14 protein-coding genes and 1 riboswitch are annotated in these 19,506 nt (G+C 56.8%); of the genes, 2 read left to right on the top strand and 12 right to left on the bottom strand.

All coding sequences use genetic code 11. The features are described 5' to 3' along the window. Positions 1 to 138: 138 nt before the first annotated feature. From ABA45_RS00900 to ABA45_RS00890, 3 genes are read right to left on the bottom strand one after another with little or no spacing between them, the layout of a single operon-like run. Positions 139 to 921 (bottom strand): SDR family oxidoreductase, encoded by a 783-nt coding sequence (locus ABA45_RS00900; protein WP_048383674.1) that lies wholly within the window; start codon positions 919 to 921, stop codon positions 139 to 141. After that, the gene (locus ABA45_RS00895) at positions 908 to 3,097 is read right to left on the bottom strand and encodes an AMP-binding protein (RefSeq protein ID WP_048383673.1); all 2,190 of its coding nucleotides are present in this window, start codon (positions 3,095 to 3,097) and stop codon (positions 908 to 910) included. Before ABA45_RS00895 ends, ABA45_RS00900 begins: the two co-directional genes overlap by 14 nt. Continuing rightward, positions 3,081 to 3,800 (bottom strand): thermostable hemolysin, encoded by a 720-nt coding sequence (locus tag ABA45_RS00890; protein ID WP_227497556.1) that lies wholly within the window; start codon positions 3,798 to 3,800, stop codon positions 3,081 to 3,083. Before ABA45_RS00890 ends, ABA45_RS00895 begins: the two co-directional genes overlap by 17 nt. Positions 3,801 to 3,950: 150 nt before the next feature. On the opposite strand from ABA45_RS00890, the gene ABA45_RS00885 reads away from it, so the two are divergent. Further along, the gene (locus ABA45_RS00885) at positions 3,951 to 4,637 is read left to right on the top strand and encodes a response regulator transcription factor (RefSeq protein ID WP_048383671.1); all 687 of its coding nucleotides are present in this window, start codon (positions 3,951 to 3,953) and stop codon (positions 4,635 to 4,637) included. Further along, complete coding sequence (locus tag ABA45_RS00880) at positions 4,628 to 6,067, top strand: ATP-binding protein (RefSeq protein WP_048383670.1); 1,440 nt, start codon at positions 4,628 to 4,630, stop codon at positions 6,065 to 6,067. The genes ABA45_RS00885 and ABA45_RS00880 overlap by 10 nt, the downstream gene beginning before the upstream one ends. 13 nt (positions 6,068 to 6,080) lie before the next feature. On the opposite strand, the gene bluB is transcribed toward ABA45_RS00880, so the two are convergent. The 9 genes from bluB to ABA45_RS00835 are packed head-to-tail and all read right to left on the bottom strand — an operon-like array spanning position 6,081 to position 19,109. Then, positions 6,081 to 6,779: a 5,6-dimethylbenzimidazole synthase gene (bluB, locus tag ABA45_RS00875; RefSeq protein ID WP_048383669.1), complete on the bottom strand. Its 699-nt coding sequence runs from the start codon at positions 6,777 to 6,779 to the stop codon at positions 6,081 to 6,083. After that, a complete protein-coding gene (locus tag ABA45_RS00870; protein ID WP_048383668.1) occupies positions 6,776 to 8,284 on the bottom strand; it encodes a cobyric acid synthase in 1,509 nt (502 codons plus the stop codon). The genes bluB and ABA45_RS00870 overlap by 4 nt, the downstream gene beginning before the upstream one ends. Before the next feature lie 3 nt (positions 8,285 to 8,287). After that, positions 8,288 to 8,899, bottom strand: a complete 612-nt coding sequence (cobO, locus tag ABA45_RS00865; protein ID WP_014869538.1) for a cob(I)yrinic acid a,c-diamide adenosyltransferase — start codon at positions 8,897 to 8,899, stop codon at positions 8,288 to 8,290. 53 nt (positions 8,900 to 8,952) lie between these two features. Continuing rightward, complete coding sequence (locus ABA45_RS00860) at positions 8,953 to 13,155, bottom strand: cobaltochelatase subunit CobN (RefSeq protein ID WP_048383667.1); 4,203 nt, start codon at positions 13,153 to 13,155, stop codon at positions 8,953 to 8,955. A gap of 12 nt (positions 13,156 to 13,167) precedes the next feature. After that, positions 13,168 to 14,496, bottom strand: a complete 1,329-nt coding sequence (locus tag ABA45_RS00855; protein ID WP_048383666.1) for a cobyrinate a,c-diamide synthase — start codon at positions 14,494 to 14,496, stop codon at positions 13,168 to 13,170. Between the two features lie 25 nt (positions 14,497 to 14,521). Continuing rightward, entirely contained in the window at positions 14,522 to 15,292 is a 771-nt protein-coding gene (locus tag ABA45_RS00850; RefSeq protein ID WP_048383665.1) for an ABC transporter ATP-binding protein, read from the bottom strand. Then, on the bottom strand, positions 15,292 to 16,251 hold the full coding sequence (locus ABA45_RS00845; RefSeq protein ID WP_014869534.1) for a FecCD family ABC transporter permease: 960 nt from the start codon (positions 16,249 to 16,251) through the stop codon (positions 15,292 to 15,294). The genes ABA45_RS00850 and ABA45_RS00845 overlap by 1 nt, the downstream gene beginning before the upstream one ends. 30 nt (positions 16,252 to 16,281) lie before the next feature. Further along, positions 16,282 to 17,247, bottom strand: coding sequence for a cobalamin-binding protein (locus tag ABA45_RS00840; RefSeq protein WP_084708241.1), 966 nt, complete (start codon positions 17,245 to 17,247; stop codon positions 16,282 to 16,284). Between the two features lie 23 nt (positions 17,248 to 17,270). Continuing rightward, positions 17,271 to 19,109: a TonB-dependent receptor domain-containing protein gene (locus tag ABA45_RS00835; RefSeq protein ID WP_048383664.1), complete on the bottom strand. Its 1,839-nt coding sequence runs from the start codon at positions 19,107 to 19,109 to the stop codon at positions 17,271 to 17,273. 161 nt (positions 19,110 to 19,270) lie between these two features. Then, positions 19,271 to 19,480, bottom strand: a riboswitch (cobalamin riboswitch). Positions 19,481 to 19,506: the final 26 nt, after the last annotated feature.

Below are 19,506 nucleotides of genomic sequence, written 5' to 3'. Positions count from 1 at the left end.
ATTAGGTGCTCCTAGTATCCGAATCTTTTATCATAAACAAAAATAGTTATTTTAGATCATTATGTTCTTTTAAAGAGAACGATTAATCGCCTTTCAAAGTTAATACAGGTGACTTTTTCGGCGAGACCGTCCATTACCTCATGACGCAACCTTTGTATTAAGAAAACGCCGAATCACCGGCAGCTGCTTAAGCATCGCTTTATCGACAATGCGCGGCAGTATCCCGTTAATCACCACAAACAATTTCTCGGGCCAGCCAAGGAACCGGCGGCGATCGCCGTTTTCCATCGCTTTCAGAATGGCGGCTGCCACCGCTTGGGGCGTATCCACGCTATTACCAAGCGCACGATTCAACTCGTTCACAGCTTCCGCATTCATGTCGGTAGCAGTGGCCCTGGGGGCCACGTACACCACCTGCACAGCGGTATCCGCCAACTCCCGGCGCAGAGCTTCGGTAAACCCCCGCAGGCCAAATTTGGTGGCGCAATAGGCGGTATAGCCGGGGAAGCCTATGCTGCCAAAGGTCGACCCCACAAACACCAGCGCACCGCTGCCCGCCGTCTCGAACCTGGGGGCAAAATGTCTGGCCACCAGCATGGCCGAACGCAGGTTTACGTTAAGCTGGGCATCGAGCTCGTCTACCGACATCCTCGCCAATCCGGCAAAGCGATTCTGGCCGGCGCAATGGATCACGCCGTCGATCTCCGGGTAGGCCTCCGTCAGGCGCGCCAACTGTTGGTCCAGATCGACGGCCGCCAGGTCCAGACACACCGGCGACACACCTTCCAGATGGCCAATACGTTCCGGGTGGCGGGAGGCTACGATGACACGGCTGCCTGCCCGAACCAGCGGCTCCACCAGTGCCTTGCCAATACCCCCGGTTCCTCCCAGCAGCAGAAAAACCCGATCATGCAACTTCATGCTGCTTCTCCTTGCGCGTGACTGGCAGCGGAATGCTGTGCAACATATCGCCGTAGAGCCGGTATACCACGCGTGCAGAATCAATAATGGCCTGCTGATCGGTCGGGTCGGTAATGCCGTCCATCAGATTGCGGAAAAACTCGAAGTGGTCCTGATCGAGAGCGCCGTGGGAGTACAGATAACTGAACGCCTGATTCGGAAGCCCAAGGATTTTCTGAATCTGCTCGGCCAGCGGCGTGGCCAGCTCTACTGAGGTGCCTTCAAGCACTTGAACCATGCCAAAGAACGCCGCCGGATTGCCCCGGTTAATCTGGTCATACAGGTACGCCACCATAAGCTCTATGGACACATCCGGCTTGCCCGTGCGAATCGTTTCCTTGTCGGCGTTGCAGGCGTCCAGATCATTCAGTATCCACTCGTCGTGGCCGTACTCCTCGTCAATGTATTCAACCAGCGCCTTGCGAACGAACTCCATTCGCGAGGGCAGTTTTGCGCCACAAGCCATCATTAACGGCACCGTGTGCTTAACGTGGTGAAAGGCTTGGGTCAGAAACCAGGTATAGGACTCCAGGCTGAAACAGCCTTCGCCAATCGCTTTCACAACCGGCGCGCCGCTAACATGGGCCCGTGCTTGTGCTGTTTCTTGCTGCAATCTGTCAAAAAATGCCATGTGAAATTCTCCTGATTGGTTGGCTAACGATGTCGACATAGATAAAGAAAAGGCTTTTGCCAACAGGGTCGGCAGATGGGTCTGAATGTGTAACCGCACCGGGCGGCCATTTGCGGTGATGTAACCTTCGGACTGGCTCAGCGGCTGGCGGCGGATATACACCGTGGCCAGGCGGGCGTAATCCGGCAGGCGTTGATTGAGTTGACGCAATGCGCCGGCAAGTTCGTCTGACGAACGCCCGTCTGTCACTATTATCAGTGCCATTGGCTGCCGTTCACCGTCGCCAAACACCACGGCCTGGCAAATACCCAAGCTCTGAACAAGCTCACTTTCCAGCCACTCCGGGCTGATATTGCGACCAAAGCTGGTGATCAGCAGATTCTTCGAACGGCCATTAACCGACAGAAAGCCGCTTGGGTTGAGCGCACCCAGGTCACCGGTCTCCAACCACTCGTCCTGCCCCGATTCGTCACCCAGATAGCCCAAATGGGTATTGCCTCGAACCAGAATGTGGCCGTCCGAATCCACCTTGATCTCGATATGAGACAGAGGTTTACCCACACTGCCCACACACTCGGCAGCCGGCACGTTCAACGCCACCACCGAACAGCACTCCGACAAGCCATAACCTTCGTACAGTGGCAGGCCAGCAGCGCGGCCACGGGCCAGCAACTCGGCAGAAACCCGGCCACCGCCAACGGCCATAAAGCGCAATGAGCGACTGTTCAGCTGCCCCTGTTCGGCGGCACTGACCAGTGCCATCGCCAGCTCCGGCACCGAAATCAGTGATTGGGGTTGGTGTTGATTGATTCCCGCAACCAGTTGGCTCAGGTTTAAGCCGCTGCTGCCAGTCATACCCAACTGCGCCAACGGCGCCACCATGACCGTAGCCCCCATAAGCAACGGCAAGTAAACGCCGGCAATATTCTCCAGAAGGGTCGCCAGGGGCAGAATGCACAAATGCGTTTGTAATTCGACACCCGACAGCCGTTCTTTCAGGGCCAAAGTCGTTGCGGTCATCTGCGCCACCGACAGACACACACCTTTGGGGGTGCCGGTACTGCCGGAGGTAAAGGTAATTTTCGCCGTGTCTTTCGGTATCGGCGGCAGATGAGCCATCGGCGGCACTGCTGCAAACGCCGGCAGCGGGCGCAGCCAGACGCCCTGGCCCAATGGCTCGCTGCCGCTTGCCTCTTCACTGCTCAGCAAGCCGTCCAAGCCCGCCCGTTCGATCAGGTGGGCGGTCTGGGATTCAGAAAAGAACACAGGTACTGGCACACAAACCACACCCGCCAGCAGGCAGGCAAGGTCGGCCAGTACCCAGGCAATGGTGTTGTCGCCGCACACACCGGCACGCTTTATACCCCGCACGTTTAGCTGTTCGGCCACCGCTTCTACCGCCTGCATCAGCTGCTGATAGCTAAACTCCGCTTCGGGCCCACGTAAGGCTATACGTGACGGGTACGCCATTGCCTGACGTTTAAGCAATTCAGGCAAGGCGGCCATAAGCATCTCCCTGCTGCAAGCTGTCAGAACCGCCTGAGCCGAGGTCGGATGACGCCGACTGAATCCGCCGTAACATTCCCACCTGCTGCAAAGCACCAAGGCTGTCGGCCACTTTGATCGCCATCACCACGGGTTGATGATCGTAATAGCGACCCCAACCAGCGCCACCATCGGGTAAACTCGCCGGGTTCGCGTTAGCCAGCACCTGAGTGGCAATGCCCATTCGGTGAAAACTGTTACGCAACTGATCGGTGCCGGTACACACTACCCAGTCATAACCCGCGCCCTGCAGCCACACCGTCAATGAGGCAAACAAGTGTCTGCTGACACCGGCCTCTACTCCGGCCAAGTGTGCAATCTCTGCAATTTTGCTGCGCGCAATTCCCGCCGACGGCATGACCGATTCGACCGGAACAGACAGGTAGTCTTCAAGAAAAAGGCGTTCCCGGGCCGCACTACGAACGCCCACCGCGGCTAAAAGCGTGCCCTGAGCCGAGGTCAACGCCAGCAATAGCGGTATCCGCAACGAAGGTTCGGCGCCATAGGCCTGCAAAAACCGCCGCCGAATAAATTGTGCAACTGTAGCCGCCAGTGCGGTATCGGGTGTAATCTCGCTCAACCAGCGCCCGGCACAACGAAGAGCCGGAACTAGTTCCGGCGAATCCGGTGGGCAGTGTATGGACATTGTAAGTGGGTCGCTCATATGCGCTCTCCAACAGCTTTTGGGCAGGGCGCCCGACATCGTGAGCCATCAGATTAGCCTGCAAGCCTTAACCCAACCTTAAGCTCTGGCAGCAGAATTCTTAAACCTGCCTTAAGGTTTTGACGATTTTCCCAACACGGGTTCCGCTTGATGCGCATATTACTGGTAGAAGACGACCCTCTTTTAGGCAGCACCCTACTGGGCATGCTGAGGGCAGACCAGCACACCGTAGACTGGCTGAATGATGGCCAGCAGGCGCTGAATGCCCTGGTGGATGAGCATTTTGACCTGGCCATACTGGATTTGACCCTGCCCAGGGTAGACGGCCTCGATATCGTTCGACATACCCGGCAACAGGGCAATCAACTGCCCATTATCATTCTGACCGCCAGGGCTGAACTTGAGGAAAAACTGCAGGGCCTGGATGCAGGCGCAGACGATTACCTGACCAAACCCTTCGCCATGGCCGAACTCAAGGCCCGGATTCGTGCCGTTACCCGCCGCAGATCATCCACAAACCGGGATCAGCTGATTGTGGGCCAGCTAAAACTGGACCCGGCTTCAGCACAGCTGACCTGTGGCACAGGCACCGCAACTCTGCCGCGCAGCGAGTTTCAAATTCTTCAGTACATGATGCGTCACCCTGACCAGGTTGCCACCCGCAGGCGCTTGGAAGAGCAGCTCTATGGCTGGGAACCGGGCGCAGAGAGTAATGCCCTGGAAGTGCACATTCACCATCTGCGGCGTCGGGTAGGCAAGGCCACCATCAGAACGATACGCGGCGTAGGGTATTTTCTGGACAGCCAAGCGGCCTCTGGAGTGCCGGAATGTCTCTGACTCGCACCCTCACTCTGCTGGTCACCTCAACGGTGCTGTTAATTGCTCTTATCGCCGCCACCTGGAGTTATGTTGAAAGCAATCACGAGCTGGAAGAGCTGTTTGATGCCGAACTGGCGCAAAGTACACGCATTGTGCAAGGGCTGGTTCGCCACCTCGCAGACACCCAGTCACTGGAGCAGCTACCGCAAACCCTGCGCAAAACGCTGACACTATCGGTTGCTGAAGACATCAACCCAAAAGCAGATGGTGACGAAATTCTGCCCGACGGTGCAGGACACAAATACGAGAAGAAACTGGCCTTTGAGGTTTGGACGCCCGACCGCGTACCCCTGCTGAGTACGCTCAACGCCGATGACGCCGAAAGTTTGGCTCCGGGCTATTCATGGGCCGATTCCCAGGGCTATCGTTGGCGGGTGTTCACACTTAAAGACGCGGCCACGGGCTTTTGGATCCGCACCGCCCAGCACGAGGAAATTCGTGAGGAGCTGAGCCAGGAACTGGCCTTGGGTAACGTTCTGCCCTTACTCGTCGCGCTGCCGTTACTGCTATTGGCGGCAAGCGCTGCGATTCAAATTGGTCTTCGCCCCTTGCTCAGGCTGGAGCGGCCGATACGCAATATGGCGCCGGAACGTATCCATCCCCTTGATGACCGGCAAGCACCAAAAGAAGTAGCAGGCCTGGTGCAGGCCGTGAACAGTATGCTCAAGCGACTGAATCAGGCACTGGAACGGGAACGGCGCTTTTCAGCCGATGCCGCCCATGAACTACGAACACCGCTGGCAGCCCTGCGACTGAACCTTGAAAAAGCCTGTGATGACAATCCGCAGCAGTTCAACACCTTGATCCAATCCGTTGACCGCATGACTCATTTAGTAGAGCAGATGTTGTTGCTGAACCGGGTCGACTCGGGCGCCGATTTTTCACCGCAATATCATAATTTGTCTGAGATACTCGAGCAGAGTATTGCCGATGTGGCACCGCTGGCTCTGAAAAAGCACATTGAGCCGGTTTTACAGGACGATGTCGGCGAAGCCCTGATGTGTTGCCACAACGCCCTGGTCACCACCCTGATGCGATCCCTTCTGGCCAACGCGATTCAATACAGCCCGCAACACACGGTGGTGGAAACCCGCCTGGCGCCTTCCGCCGACGGCTATCACGTTACTGTTTGCGATCAGGGCCCCGGCATTGCAACTGCGGACCGGGAGCGGGCGCTTAGCCGCTTTGTGCGGCTTGACCAAAGGATTGGCGGCGGCGCAGGGTTGGGATTAGCCATTGCACGGCGAATTGCCGAACTCCACGGCGGCCAACTGACCCTGAACACGAGACCCGACGGCCAGACCGGGCTCTGTGTCAGCCTTTGGCTACCGGCGCGCACGGCGCTTTGCAACAATACCGCAATGGTGAGCGGCGACAGTGGGCGTTAAGCTCAACCGGGCTTTAAGACTTCAGCGCATTCAAAAGCGTTTCATCGTCCATCGGCTGCCCCCAGCGATTGCCGTGCATCAGCTCGGTCAGCGGCAGGCGCGAACGCCAGCCCTTTGCCTGAAGCTCGGGCTGGTCCAGAAACTCGCTGACGTAGCCAAGGCACAAATAAGCCAGCGGATACACGTTATCCGGCAGGTTCAGAATGCCTGCCAGTTTGGTTTGATCCACAATGCTCACCCAGCCTACGCCTATGCCTTCTGCCCGCGCCGCCAGCCATAAGTTCTGTACCGCCAGGCAGGTGCTGAACAGATCCATCTCGACAATAGAACTGCGCCCCAGCACATGGCTACCGCCACGGCTGCGATCACAGGTAATGCACAGGTTCATGGGGCTTTCGATAATGCCCTGCAGTTTCAAGCTGCGATAAGTTTCCTGCCGCTCACCACTGTAGTTGTTTGCCGCTTTGGCGTTTTCTTCGTGGTAGCTGGCCAACACCTGTTGGCGCACGTCCAGGCTGTCGATCAGGATAAAATCCCAAGGCTGCATAAACCCCACCGACGGCGCATGGTGAGCGGCTTTCAGCAGCCGAGCCAATACCGGCCGGGGGATGGGGTCTGGCAAAAACTGGGAGCGCACGTCGCGGCGCTCGAAAATAGCGCGATACAGGCCCGCGCGTTCTTCGTCAGTGAAAGGACGATTGGGATCACTCATGGCTGCCTCGTTGGCCCAGGCGTGGTTGTCACTGACTCCAGCCCCAGCAAGTCGCGCAACCAGTGCGTATCAAGATGTTGCTCCACCTGATCCGCCAGCCGGTCAAGCTGGGCCAGGCGATGTTGCTGATAGTCTATTGCTTCACCTGAGTGGTCCAGCCCGGCCCAATGCAGCAAGGCTTCACAAGCCCCAGGCTCATCAAAAATTCCGTGTACATAGGTACCCGCTACCTGACTGTCGGCACTAATAGCTCCTTCATTTTTGCCGTTCATCCGACCTAACGGGCGCGCCAGAGCCGCGCCTTCGCTCACACCATTGTGCATTTCGTAACCGCTGAAACCCGCCTCTGTCTGGCCAGAATTCCGGTTTGGTAACGTCAGTGTTCCGCAAACGTTTTTCAGCTGTTTACCGGCGACCATGGTGGTCGTCATATCCAGCAGGCCCAAGCCTTCGGTTGTGCCGCTGCTGCCTTCCAGCCCAGCCGGATCATCCACGCGATCACCCAACATCTGAAAACCACCGCAAATACCAAACACCTTGCCGCCGTAGCGCAGGTGTTTTTGGATGGCCTGCGTCCAGCCCTGAGCGTGAAGAAAGGCCATGTCCGTGCGGGTGCTTTTGCTGCCGGGCAGAATAATCAGGTCAGCCGCTGGAATGGCTTGGTTTGGGCCAATAAATTGCAGGTTTACCCCAGGGTGCAGGCGCAGCGGGTCAAAATCGTTGTGGTTACTGATGCGCGGCAGCACCGGCACAATGACATTCAGCGCGCCGGCTTCGCTTACGCCGCTGGTGCCAATGCTGTCTTCGGAGTCCACAATCAAGCCGTGGAGATAAGGCAGCACGCCAATGACCGGTTTCCCAGTGCGTTCGGTCAGCCAGTCCAGGCCCGGTTCCAGCAGAGCAATATCGCCGCGAAAGCGATTAATGATAAAGCCTTTTGTGCGGTTCTGTTCGCTCGCAGAAACCAACTCCAGGGTGCCTACCAGCTGGGCAAACACCCCACCGCGTTCGATATCACCGACCAACAGCACCGGGCAATCCGCCGCTTCGGCAAAGCCCATATTGGCGATGTCGTTGACGCGCAGGTTGATTTCAGCGGGGCTGCCAGCGCCTTCAGCAATGATCACGTCATAGCGTTCACTGAGCGCACGCCAGGCGTCCATAACCGCCACCATGGCCTCGGCTTTGTAGGCATGATAATCCAGCGCGTCCATATTGCCGTGCACCTGACCGCGCAGAATCACTTGGGCGCCGCAGTCGCTTTGTGGCTTCAATAACACCGGGTTCATATCACTGTGGGGTTCAAGACCACACGCCAGCGCTTGTAATGCTGTCGAGCGGCCAATTTCGCCGCCGTCTATGGTCACCGCGCTGTTCAGGGCCATATTCTGCGGCTTGAACGGCGCCACCGACACACCCTGGCGTGCTAGCCAGCGGCACAGGGCCGCCACCACGGTGGTTTTGCCGGCGTCAGACGTGGTGCCCTGAATCATCAGTGTGACCATAATCTACAACTCAACGCCTTTTTGGGCTTTGATGCCCTGATCTTTGAATGCGTGCTTCACCACGCCCATCTCGGTAACGGTGTCTGCCAGGTCAATCAGTTCCTGCGGCGCATGGCGACCGGTAACCACCACGTGCTGCATCTCGGGCCGGCTTTGCAGATCGTCCAGTACCCGATCCAGGTCCAGATACTCGTACTTCAGCGCAATGTTCAATTCATCCAACAGAATCATGTCGTAGCTGTCGTCTTTCAGCATGGTGGCAACAATCTCCCAAGCGGCCGTGGCAGAGGCCACATCCTGTTCCCGGTTTTGAGTTTCCCAGGTGTAGCCCTGTCCCATCACGTGGTAATCCACGTTAGGCAGATTGCGGAAAAAGGCTTCTTCGCCGGTGCTGAAAGCACCTTTGATGAACTGCACCACGCCCACTTTCATGCCGTGGCCCAGGGCGCGGGCAACCATGCCAAAGCCGGAGCTGCTTTTGCCCTTGCCCGGGCCCGTCAGCACCAGCAAGACACCTTGTTCTTTCTGGGCGCGGGCAATGCGTTCATGCATCATTTTTTGCTTGGCCGCCATACGGCGGGCGTGGCGTTCGGGGTCTTTGGCGCGTTCACGCATGTAATGGTTCCTTCTCAGTTAACGGATGAAATGTCTGGCCCTGGCCAGATTCACTAACGGCAGCCTGAGCGCGTCAGGATCACCGATGTCTGGCAGTCATCGTTCGCCGCACGCACGGACGGATACGCAGCGGTGCCGCCCCTGCGGGCAGAACCGAAAGCTTCCCGCTGTTGCGGATCCAGCTGGCCTGCCACCCAATCCATCAACGGGTGGTCCGGACGAGTATGACCGCTCCCGGGCAGGCCATGGTTGATAATATTGTTAGCGAAATCACTTAACAGCGGTTTCAGGGTAAAGATATCCACCTCCCAGAACCCACGTTTGGCTGCCAGCAGAGCGATTGCCTGCATGTGCGTCTTGACGTGGACGTTGTGCCCCTCAGCCAGAAAATCATCCAAGCCAAGCCCGTGGCGATCCTGAAAATACACGTCATTAACCTCATCCCAAACGCTTGAGCGAAGCACCTGCGGGCTGGTTATCTGCCAGCCCCAAAGGTTATCCAGAAAATCGCTGCCCATGGTGCGGGCACCGGCATAACCATGCTCCATTAACGGTGCCAGCCACTGCGGATTCAAATTGCGGGCGCGAAGTTCAACCTGCAACGCGCGTTGAAGTGAATCGACACGCGGGTTCTTTGGATCCTCGTACTGCAAAACCCGATTTTCCGGCGGTTCACCCCGCAGATGCTCCACTGCATTGGAGAGGCCGCCCTGAAAGTCGAAACCGTCGTCGTTATCAAGCAGGCCGTACAAATGGCTTGACCGGCCAAGATAGGTTTTGTCTACGGACAGCAACTGGAGGTCAAACGCCTCGTGAGCCGGCTCACCGTTGCTTTCTTTACCGTAAACATGGCCCATTCGGCGGCGATAGGCATCCCCTAGTTGTTGTCGGCTCTGCCATGCTCCGGTGCGCGTAGCCAGAGTATTAACACCGGCTCCGTAAGCCCCCGGCGCTGTACCAAACACCCGGTAGGCCGCCTGTGTGCCGGCGTCGCGCCCCGACTGCCCGGCCGCCAGCAGAACCCGAACATCGGCAACCCAGCGCGCGGCCACGCCGTTGGTTGCAAGCGATTCAATGCCGCGCTCACGCAGGGTAACCGGCAACACCGACAGCGCCTGATCAAGGGCAGGCGCCAAATCCGGGTGGTCGTTAACGATCGTTTTTGCGGCGCCCGCCAGCGCGTAACGGGAGGCAAGGTCCAGCCATTCCAACTTGCTACCGTAAAGATCCCGGAACAACCCGGACGTGGTAAAGACCACATTACGCCGCACCGGGTTATCGGTGCCCGGCCCGGCCGGCAGCCGCTCCAGGCCGTTAACAATGCCCCGGCTGTTCCAGACCGGCCGGATACCCATAAGTTTCAGACCAAAAGCGATCATCACGCCTTCGTCGCGCACCGTATCCGAAGCCCAAAGAACCAACGCATCACTTTCATCACGCTGTCGGGTACCGGTTTTTTCCGCTTCTGCGACCAATTCCTCGGCCAGCGACCAGGCAACTCGTGTCGGAATCAGGTCGTCAGACAAGGCATGAAAATTTCGCCCGGTGGGCAGAACCTCGGGGGTTCGTAACGGGTCATTGCCTTGCCCTGGTGCCACAAAACGACCATTGAGCGCATTCAGCCAGCTCTTGCGTTCCGCCGCCGGCGAACCGGCCAGCTTCTGTCGCCAACCCGGGTTTGGTTTACCGGAGTCGCCTGCCATTGAGGTCAGCATGGTATCCAGCATTTCAGGGGTCCAGTTCTGACCAAACACGTGCAGGCCCAGGGGCATGTAATGCTCTTGTATGCTCGTCACATAATGCCCGGCTTCATGCACCAGCAATTCCGGCGACAACTCATCGACCGAGACCTCGGCGGCCGCAAGACCCATTTCATTGGCAATTTCATGCTCGATATCTTCGGCAATATCCAGTTCCGCTATTTTTTCCCGAAGCAACGCCAACGCTCGCTCCCGGGTTGGGCTGTTGGGTTCGGTGGCAGACTGCCACGTCTCCACTAACTGCCTTACTTCAAGCAGATTGTCGTACAGTTCGGTGGCAGCCAGGGGCGGCGTCAAATGGCTGATCATCACGCCCAGCGCCCGACGCTTTGCCTGTATGCCTTCGCCAACGCCGTCCACAATGTAGGGGTAGATCAGCGGCAGGTCGCCACCCAGAAGATCCGGATAATCGTCCTCGGTCAGGCCCGCACGTCGCCGAGGCAGAAATTCACGGGTGGAATGCCGACCCACATACACCAGCACATCGGCCTTATAGTGATCGCGCAGCCAATGATAGAAACCCACATATTGATGCGTTGGCGGAAAGGTGGTGTTGGCGTGGAGCAGTTCTTCATTCACCTCCCAGCCTCTTGGCGGCTGTGGCCCGATAAAGATGTTGCCGAACCGCAGACCGGGGAAGATCAGGCGATCGTTCACCACCATCGACTGCCCTGGCGCCTCACCCCAACCCTTCAGTCCTGGAAGGTCGGTATCGGTCAGTGCCACTCGCAGAGCGTTCAGCTCGTTTTTATGGCCGCCTTCTTTCAACCGGCGGATCCATAATTTTTCGTAGTCATCAAGACGGGCCAAGGCTGTGGGTCGATTGGGGTGCTCCACATTTTCGATCAAATGCCGAAGGTCCCTCACGCCCCGGTCCAGAATACCTAGGGCCAGGCTTTGTTCCGCAAGTTGATGGGCCTGTTCGAGACGTTCATGAAGATACCCGGTAGGACCATGAACCATTTCCTGCTGCACGACGCCGGGCAGAGACTGCAGATAACCCTGGTAAGTCTCCGCGCTCATCGATGGAACCTCACCCGCCATTTCCTGCAGCGCGCGCGGGTCATCCGGCAAGCTGACGCCACGCTGCTGAATCAGGTCGAGTAAGGCTTCCGGGCTGTCCGGCAGGGTGCCGGTGTTGTAGCCCTCAGCTTGCAACCAGGTCAGCATTTCAAACAGTGAGGCCGGTACGTCCAGATTGTCCGCCCCTACATTCTGGCGTCCAGGGGGATGGTTGTAGTAAAGGATCGCCACCCGCTTGTCAGCGTTCGCTTTGGTTTGCAGCACCTGCCAGCGCTTAAGGCGGTCGGCCAGCGCTTGAACGCGGTTTGGCACCGGTTGTGTCAGCGTGAGTGCAACACCTGTTAGCGTGTCAATCACCTCTGGTTCCGCCGTTGCCAGCACCATAGGCTGACTGACGCCCTGAAGCTCCGGCATAGCAAGCTTGTAATGCACTTTGTCGGCGGGAATCCCGTCAACGGATAACTGCCACTGATTGCGGGTTCGGGAAGCCAGCCTGAGCCCTTTGATCACCGGGACGTTGAGGCGAATGAGCTCCTGAGTTACCTGCAGACGGCCCTCGCCACCACCGATGGTAAAATCCTGCAGGCTGACAATGCCCGCCAGCGTCGCTGGCTGAATCGTCGCTTCCAGGGCGCTTAAGGCGTCAAGGCTGGCACCGCCCCAGCGGGAGAGAATAGCGAAGCACTGCAGTTCTCGGGCTTTCAGAGCTGCACACATATCGTTCAGCAAATCCCGGTCGCCGGGCCGATCACCGCTATCAAGATCGAGAATCGCCACCACAGGGCCGTCTGCTAGCTCTAATCGGGAAGCGTCAGCGTTGGCTTCACCGTTCTGATAGTAGCGGATGCTGGCACGGGGTTCGGGCTTTTCATAATCCATATCATGACCCGCTCGGGCCAACAGCCAACGCATCAGACCATCAAGGTGCTGTGGCGTTCTGCCCTGATAGAAGGCCCTGCCCTCCAGCCAGGTGGCCTGGTCCGGAAATACCGCCTGCCGGTCTGCCAGGTCATCACTGGCGTCAACACCCGCTGCTGGCGCAGCCACCAGCATTCTGAGCCCGGCATCATCCAGCGACGCCAATGGCTGGCGACCATTAATCTGCGATAGCCGAGAAATACGCCAATCACTGTTGATACCCAACACGGGCATCTGCCTGGCGGGGTCATCCGCAACTACTTGCTCTATTAATGTTGCAAGACGGTCGACCTGATCGCCAAATACCGCGGCCAGCACCACTGCATCTGCGCTCTCAAGCAGCTCAAGCACGTGCTGGTCGCTCTGGATGGCAAGCTGTTCCGGGGTTCGTAACACCACTTGGTGATCAGGGTTTCGATCCAGAAAGCGATGGGCGCCTGCGGCCATTTCCGCAGCTGAACGCTCCGAAACAATACCCATAACAGTGGCAGCCATCAGTGGCGGAGCCAAAACTGACATCGTCAGGGCGATCAAAAAGGTCTTCAAATATCGCATCAGCAGAAATCCTCATGCATGAGTTTTCTCCGAGGCGCTAGGAAACCTCAATGGCTGACCGCGAAAAACAGCAGCCACTAATGCGGGTGCCGATGGGAAATAACCGTGGAAGTAGCTACCAACCAGGCCCTTCTCGCAGAATACAGCTTCGCTGCCGGTACCCGCTTGTTTGTAGGTATGGGCGGCAGGCTTCCAGGAGGTTTCAAGGGTAGACCGGTGATAGGTGTGGCCGCGCAGTTCGCCTTCCTGTGCCGTCAGGCTGTGCATGCCCAAACCCTGTAAGCGCTTGGCCATGGCCGCGCGACCCGGTATCAAGCCAAGCAGGGAATGCACAACGCCTTCCTTGTCTGCCAGCTCTTCCGCACACGCCATAAAGCCACCACATTCAGCCAGTATTGGCTTGCCGGCGTGATAAAAAGCACGGATGCAGTTCAGCATAGAGGTGTTATTTGCCAAGGTACTGCCATGCAGCTCGGGATAGCCACCGGGAAGCCAGAGGGCGTCTGCAAGCGGTAACTGCGCATCGACCAGGGGTGAAAAGTAATGGAGTTCTGCGCCCATCGCTTCCAGCAGTTCTGTGTTTGCGCGATAGATAAAACTGAAAGCCAGATCGCGGGCAATGGCAATGCGCACACCTGCTAGCAAGGCCTCTGGTTTTGAGCGCTCTAATGCAGCGATGGCCACCGCTTTTGGCAACACATCGAGGCCCGCAGCTTTGAGCACTTCGGCCGCTTGATCAAGCTGTTGATCCAAACCTTCCAGCTCTGCCGCCTGCACTAGACCCAGATTCCGGTCCGGAATGCTCATGGCGTCATCCCGTGGAATAGCGCCCAGCAGGCTGATGCCATCCGGCAAGCGTTCTTTCAGCATGTCGCCATGACGCGGGCTGCCAACTTTGTTGGCAATAACCTGGTACACAGAAAGCTCAGGGTCAAAGCTTGCCAGCCCCAGCACCAGGGCACCGAAGGTTTGCGCCATGCCGCTGGCGTCAATCACCGGCAGGGCCGGAATGCCAAGCAGCTTGGCCAGATCGGCGCTGGACGGGGTGCCGTCAAACAAACCCATGGCGCCTTCAATTAAAATAAGATCGGCATCTTGCGCGGCCTCCGCCACCCGCCAGCGGCACTCATTTTCACCGGTCATCCACGGGTGTAACTGATACACCGGCTGGCCGGATGCGACTTCCAGCACCATGGGGTCGAGATAATCCGGACCGTGTTTGAACACCCGCACCTTGCGGCCGGCATTGCGATGCAGGCGCGCCAAGGCGGCTGTAACCAAGGATTTGCCCTGCCCGGAGGCGGGTGCGGTAATCATTACTGCGGGTACGGTTATGGTCATTGATCAGCCAGATTCCAATGGTTCATTAGAAACTTACGGGTACAAAAACGGGTGCACCATCTGCTTCTACGGTGATTAATTTCTGGTTATAGAGCCGTTCAAGCGCTGATGGCTCCAGCATGTTTTTAGCGGGCCCCCAGCAGGCATCGCCGTTGGTATAGAGCAAAAGTGCGTGAGTGCACCAGCGCGCAGCCAAATTCAGATCGTGCAGGCACATAAACACGGTTTTGCCTGCATCCGCCTGGTCGCGCAACAGATTCATCACCTTCACCTGGTGGTGCAAGTCCAGGTGATTTGTGGGTTCGTCCAACAGCAAGATATCAGGGTTCTGGGTCATCAGGGTGGCGATGGCCACGCGCTGGCGCTCACCACCCGACAGGGTGTTCAGCAGGCGATCTGACAGGTGGTTCACATCCAGCGTGGTTAAAGCCTGCTCCGCACGACGCTGATCTTCACCCTGCTCACTGTCCCAGGGCGATAACCAGGGGTGACGGCCAATCAGAGCGGTTTCCAGCACGGTCGCCGGAAAGCTGTCCTGGCGATCTTGAAACACCAGGCCCAGTAGTCGGGCAATATCGCGACGTTTCAGTGCGGTGAGCGGCGCGCTGTTTAGTTGCACCTGGCCACTGCGAGCGGGCAGTAATCCGGCCAATGTGTGCAATAACGTGGTTTTACCGGCGCCGTTGGGGCCCAGCACACCCCAGATCTGACCGGGCTCTATGCTCATGTTCAAAGCAAAACCATCGGGGCGGCCAGGTACGTTGATGACCAGATCACGGGTGCTCAGCGTACTCATCAGCGGCTCCGGTGCAGCAGGTACAGGAACGTCGGCACGCCTAATAAAGCGGTAATCACACCAACGGGCAGCTGTTCGGGCGCAATCATGGTGCGGGCCAGGGTGTCTGCCAATACCAGCAAGGTACCGCCAGCCAGTGCGCTGGCAGGAAGAATTATGCGCTGGTCGTTGCCCAGAATCAGTCGCAGCATGTGGGGCACAATCAAACCCACAAATCCGATACTGCCTGCGGTAGTTACCGCTGTTGCTGTCAACAAACTGGCCAGAACGTAAATTGTCCACTCCAGCGGTCGCACCGACACGCCAAGCGCCGCCGCCTGCATGGGGCCTCGTGCCAGCACGTTCAGGTTACGGGCCAGGGGCATAATCAACACCACGGCCACCGCCAGCACCACCACTGCCGGCCAGGGCGAGCGGGCGTAGGACACATCGCCCATCAGCCAATACAGCATACCGGGCAGTTTGTAGGAAGGAGTAATGGCCAACATGAGGGTAATCATTGCGCCCCAGCCGGCCGCGACGACAACACCAGTCAGCAACAGGCGTGACGGTGTCCAGCTGCCGGTGCCGTGGGCAAGGCCAAACACCAACACGGTTGCCAGCATGGCGCCAGCAAAGGCCGAGCCCGATATTATCAACGTGCCCATTCCCATCAGCATGGCCAGTAGTGCGCCAACCGCCGCGCCGCCTGAAAGCCCAAGCACGTAAGGATCTGCCAACGGGTTACGCAGCAACACTTGCATCAGGGCGCCCGCCACTGCCAAGAGCCCACCCGTACCAAACGCCGCAAGCGTGCGCGGCAAGCGCAAATCCAGCAACAGGGTTCGGTGCAGCGTGCTGCCTTCGCCCTGAATAACCTGCCATAAATCCCCAGGCGACACCGTCACACTACCCAGCGCCAGCGCCAGCGCCATGGATGCCAGAGCCAACACGCCAAGGCTGAGCAAAGAGCGGGTCATTGATTCAGAACCTGAGCGTTGACCTCTGGCTTACAAATTTTCACGAGCACTTTCCACATTTTCACGAGCACTTTCCAACTTGTCGCGGGCTCTTGCCAAATTCTCACGGGCAATTGCCAATTTCCCACACACCGTTTGAATAGCATCAAGCAATCTCGGCGTAGGCCGTGAAATAGGCGACGCAGGCACGAAAAACAGATTGTTTTTTTCCACCGCGGTCAGCCCTGCATATTTCTTCCATTCATCCAGCTGGTCGTCGCTAACACCGGCAACGCTGCCGGTAAGAATGGCATCGGGGTCTGCCTGTAATACAACTTCTGCGCTGATTCTGGGTATTAGCCTTTGCATGTCGCCAAACACATTCACACCGCCGCACAACTTCAGCACTTTGCCAATCAGGTGCTCATTATTGACGGTCATTAACGGTTTTTCCCACACTTGATAAAACACCGGTATGGGTTCAACGCCCGCATACTGCTGTGTTAAAGCAGCAATGCCAACACGGAAGCGTTCGGCCTCTGCAAAACCTTCCGGCTCGGTGCCCGCAAGCGTGGCAAGCCGTTCGATAACACTGGAAACCCCCGCAAAGGTGCGGGGTTCTATAGCAAAAGTGGACACGCCCAACTCTTGAAGCAGCTCAACCTGTGCTGGCGGGTTGCCCGTTACCCAGGTCACCACCAGATCAGGATTGAGTGCCATCAAGGCTTCCATGTCGACACGGGTGTGGCTGCCGATCAGAGGAAGTTCAAGGGCGGCTGGGGGATAGTCACTGTAGTTGACTACGGCCATCACTTTGTCACCGGCGCCGGCTGCGTACATCAGCTCTGTAGCGCCGGGGGACAAGGTGATAACTCGCTGTGCCGGGGCTGCTAGACAAAGCTTTTTCCCGGTGTCGTCGACAGCGCAACGCTGGATCTCGCTGGCTGATATCGGATGCGCCAAGAATGCTACTAGAAACCCTAAAGCAAACCTCAAATTCAGCCAGTGAGAAACCACGTTTTTACTCCCGTCTTTATGACTTACTGAATATCATAGCGAACGGACAGCATGGCTGTTCGGCCCGCCGAGACGTAGTTCTTCGCTGTGGAATACTCTTTGTCAAACACGTTGGCAACGGTCACGCGGCTGCTCCAGTTCGGAGCAAAATTCCACTTGGTACGCAGATCGAGAGTAGCAAAACCGGGCAACCGATTTTTATTTTTGGTGTCGTCATAACGATCACCTTCCGCAATTACAGAACCGCCGACCACAAAACTATTGATTGTCTTGTCCAAATCAACTCGCGCAGTCCTGGTTGTCAATCGTCTTAACTGATTACCCGTTTCACGATCTTCCGGGTTCATATAAGTGAGACCAAGCGATGTTCGCCAACCATCAAGCTCATAACCGCCACCAAACTCAGCTCCACGGATTCGGGCTTCGCTAACATTGATTTTTGTATTAATCGTCCCAATTTTGTCAGTAATGATGAGATCTTCAATGTCCATCTGATAAACCGCCAGATCCCAGAACCATACCCGGTAGTTTCCCCTAACGCCTAATTCGTAGCTTTCTGACTCTTCCGGCTTTACATTGGGATTACCTTGGTACTCATATCCACTTGGATACTTTATATACGGAAAGTACAAATCATTAAAAGTTGGTGCTCGAAACGCTGTACCATAACTAGCGCGAACACGGTGAGATTGATCAAATTTGTAACCCAGCGCTAAACCACCAGTTTCATTAGTTCCATAGGCTTCATTATCGTCGCTGCGAAGACTCAGCTGAGTATCAAGTGGGCCGAAGTTTAAGCGTAGTTGGCTAAAAATGGCCGTATTAGTTCTACTGGTTTCAGTAAACTTTTCAGTGCTTTCAACTTCATCTTGCTGCAACTCTGCACCAACAACCAGTTCGTGAACATTGTAGGAAAAAGTGTTTTCCCATCTAGCCTGTCGCAAACGCGTGTCATAATAACTCTCACCACTGCTCGATAATGTTTTCTCGTCATCTTGTGACTCTGAAAACTGGATCCCGGTTTGCCAATAATCACTCAGCGGAGCCACCAAGCCTAGGCCAACAGTCCGAATTGTGTAGTCCGTATTGCCGCCTTCATATTCGGTGTTTCCTTCAGACTGCAGCAATATTGCGCTGGCCTCACCCCCGTTTTCTAGTTCATGTACAACCCGGCCCAACCCGGCAGTTTGGCGGAAGCCTTTTTCTTGGTCCTGCTCCAGATTTTTAATATTCTTACGGACTGCTGTGCCGTCGGTCTCCTTGTGCAAACCACTCAGACTGAAACGTGTGCTCCCAGCGGATCCGGAGACACCCGCATTCACTTTTTGAGTATCAAAGTTACCCGCACCGGCCTCAACCCAGCCGCGCTCACCCTGTTTCGGATCCAACGTAAAAGCCTGAATCACACCACCCATAGCATCTGCGCCGTACAGCGAACTTCTGGGCCCACGAACGATTTCCACTCGTTGAATAAGCTCTGTCGGAAAAAACTGCCAAGGGGCCCCTCCGCTGGTCGCTGAGTGCAGCTTAATGCCATCAACTAGAAAAACCGTGCCGGCACTCTGAACGCCGCGAATATTGACGTTCGTTGTCTTGCCAAAAGAACCATTTCCCGTCACGTTAATACCCGGCTGGCCTCGCAGAAGATCGGAAACATCAGCAGGCGCTTTTGAGCGGATTTCTTCTTCGTCAATCACCGTGAAGGAAGCCAGGCTCTCACCCACAGTTTTAGGGCCAAGCGTAGCGGTCACAACAATCGGATCAAGAGTCGCGCCGGTAGATTCTTGGGCAACCGCAATTGAAAGAGGACTTAATGCAAAAGGCGCCAGCAGACTGCTGGCAACAAAGCGAAAAACTTTCATAAAATGCACTCAAAGGCACACCACGCGCACCCGCATGGCTGATTTTTTGGTGCTGCAAAGGAAAGCGAAAGCCGGCCGCAAGCAAAGCGGGCGCCTTCCAAAAGGTGGGGAAATGCCGTGAAACAGAATCGGTGTTTACCCACCGCAACTGCCCTCCGCAGCGTTCGGTGTGTTGACAGGCCGGTCTCCGGACTTGTGAGCTGTATTACTGAACGGCGCAAGCCTTCCCATGCGTTTGCACAGTGGCACCTTTCTTAGCCGTTCACTCACTTACCGTTGCGGGGGCAGTGCCGGACTTTAACCGGCTTCCCGTTTCACTGTTGTCGCGATGATGATAACGCTCGAACAACACCTGAAAACGAGTGCAAGGCTAACAATGCGTTAATGTCTGGTCAAT

Source organism: Marinobacter psychrophilus (assembly GCF_001043175.1).
In the GTDB taxonomy this organism is placed as follows: domain Bacteria; phylum Pseudomonadota; class Gammaproteobacteria; order Pseudomonadales; family Oleiphilaceae; genus Marinobacter; species Marinobacter psychrophilus.
Note: the sequence above shows the minus strand (reverse complement) of the source record. Positions and strands in the feature narration are given on the sequence as shown.

Excerpts from the sequence above, each read along its gene's own strand:
- ABA45_RS00900 (WP_048383674.1), bottom strand. The coding sequence starts at position 921 with ATGAAGTTGCATGATCGGGTTTTTCTGCTGCTGGGAGGAACCGGGGGT.
- ABA45_RS00880 (WP_048383670.1), top strand. The coding sequence starts at position 4,628 with ATGTCTCTGACTCGCACCCTCACTCTGCTGGTCACCTCAACGGTGCTG.
- ABA45_RS00870 (WP_048383668.1), bottom strand. The coding sequence starts at position 8,284 with ATGGTCACACTGATGATTCAGGGCACCACGTCTGACGCCGGCAAAACC.
- ABA45_RS00855 (WP_048383666.1), bottom strand. The coding sequence starts at position 14,496 with ATGACCATAACCGTACCCGCAGTAATGATTACCGCACCCGCCTCCGGG.
- ABA45_RS00850 (WP_048383665.1), bottom strand. The coding sequence starts at position 15,292 with ATGAGTACGCTGAGCACCCGTGATCTGGTCATCAACGTACCTGGCCGC.
- ABA45_RS00890 (WP_227497556.1), bottom strand. The coding sequence starts at position 3,800 with ATGAGCGACCCACTTACAATGTCCATACACTGCCCACCGGATTCGCCG.
- ABA45_RS00835 (WP_048383664.1), bottom strand. The coding sequence starts at position 19,109 with ATGAAAGTTTTTCGCTTTGTTGCCAGCAGTCTGCTGGCGCCTTTTGCA.
- ABA45_RS00885 (WP_048383671.1), top strand. The coding sequence starts at position 3,951 with ATGCGCATATTACTGGTAGAAGACGACCCTCTTTTAGGCAGCACCCTA.
- cobO (WP_014869538.1), bottom strand. The coding sequence starts at position 8,899 with ATGCGTGAACGCGCCAAAGACCCCGAACGCCACGCCCGCCGTATGGCG.
- ABA45_RS00860 (WP_048383667.1), bottom strand. The coding sequence starts at position 13,155 with ATGCGATATTTGAAGACCTTTTTGATCGCCCTGACGATGTCAGTTTTG.
- ABA45_RS00845 (WP_014869534.1), bottom strand. The coding sequence starts at position 16,251 with ATGACCCGCTCTTTGCTCAGCCTTGGCGTGTTGGCTCTGGCATCCATG.
- ABA45_RS00895 (WP_048383673.1), bottom strand. The coding sequence starts at position 3,097 with ATGGCCGCCTTGCCTGAATTGCTTAAACGTCAGGCAATGGCGTACCCG.
- bluB (WP_048383669.1), bottom strand. The coding sequence starts at position 6,779 with ATGAGTGATCCCAATCGTCCTTTCACTGACGAAGAACGCGCGGGCCTG.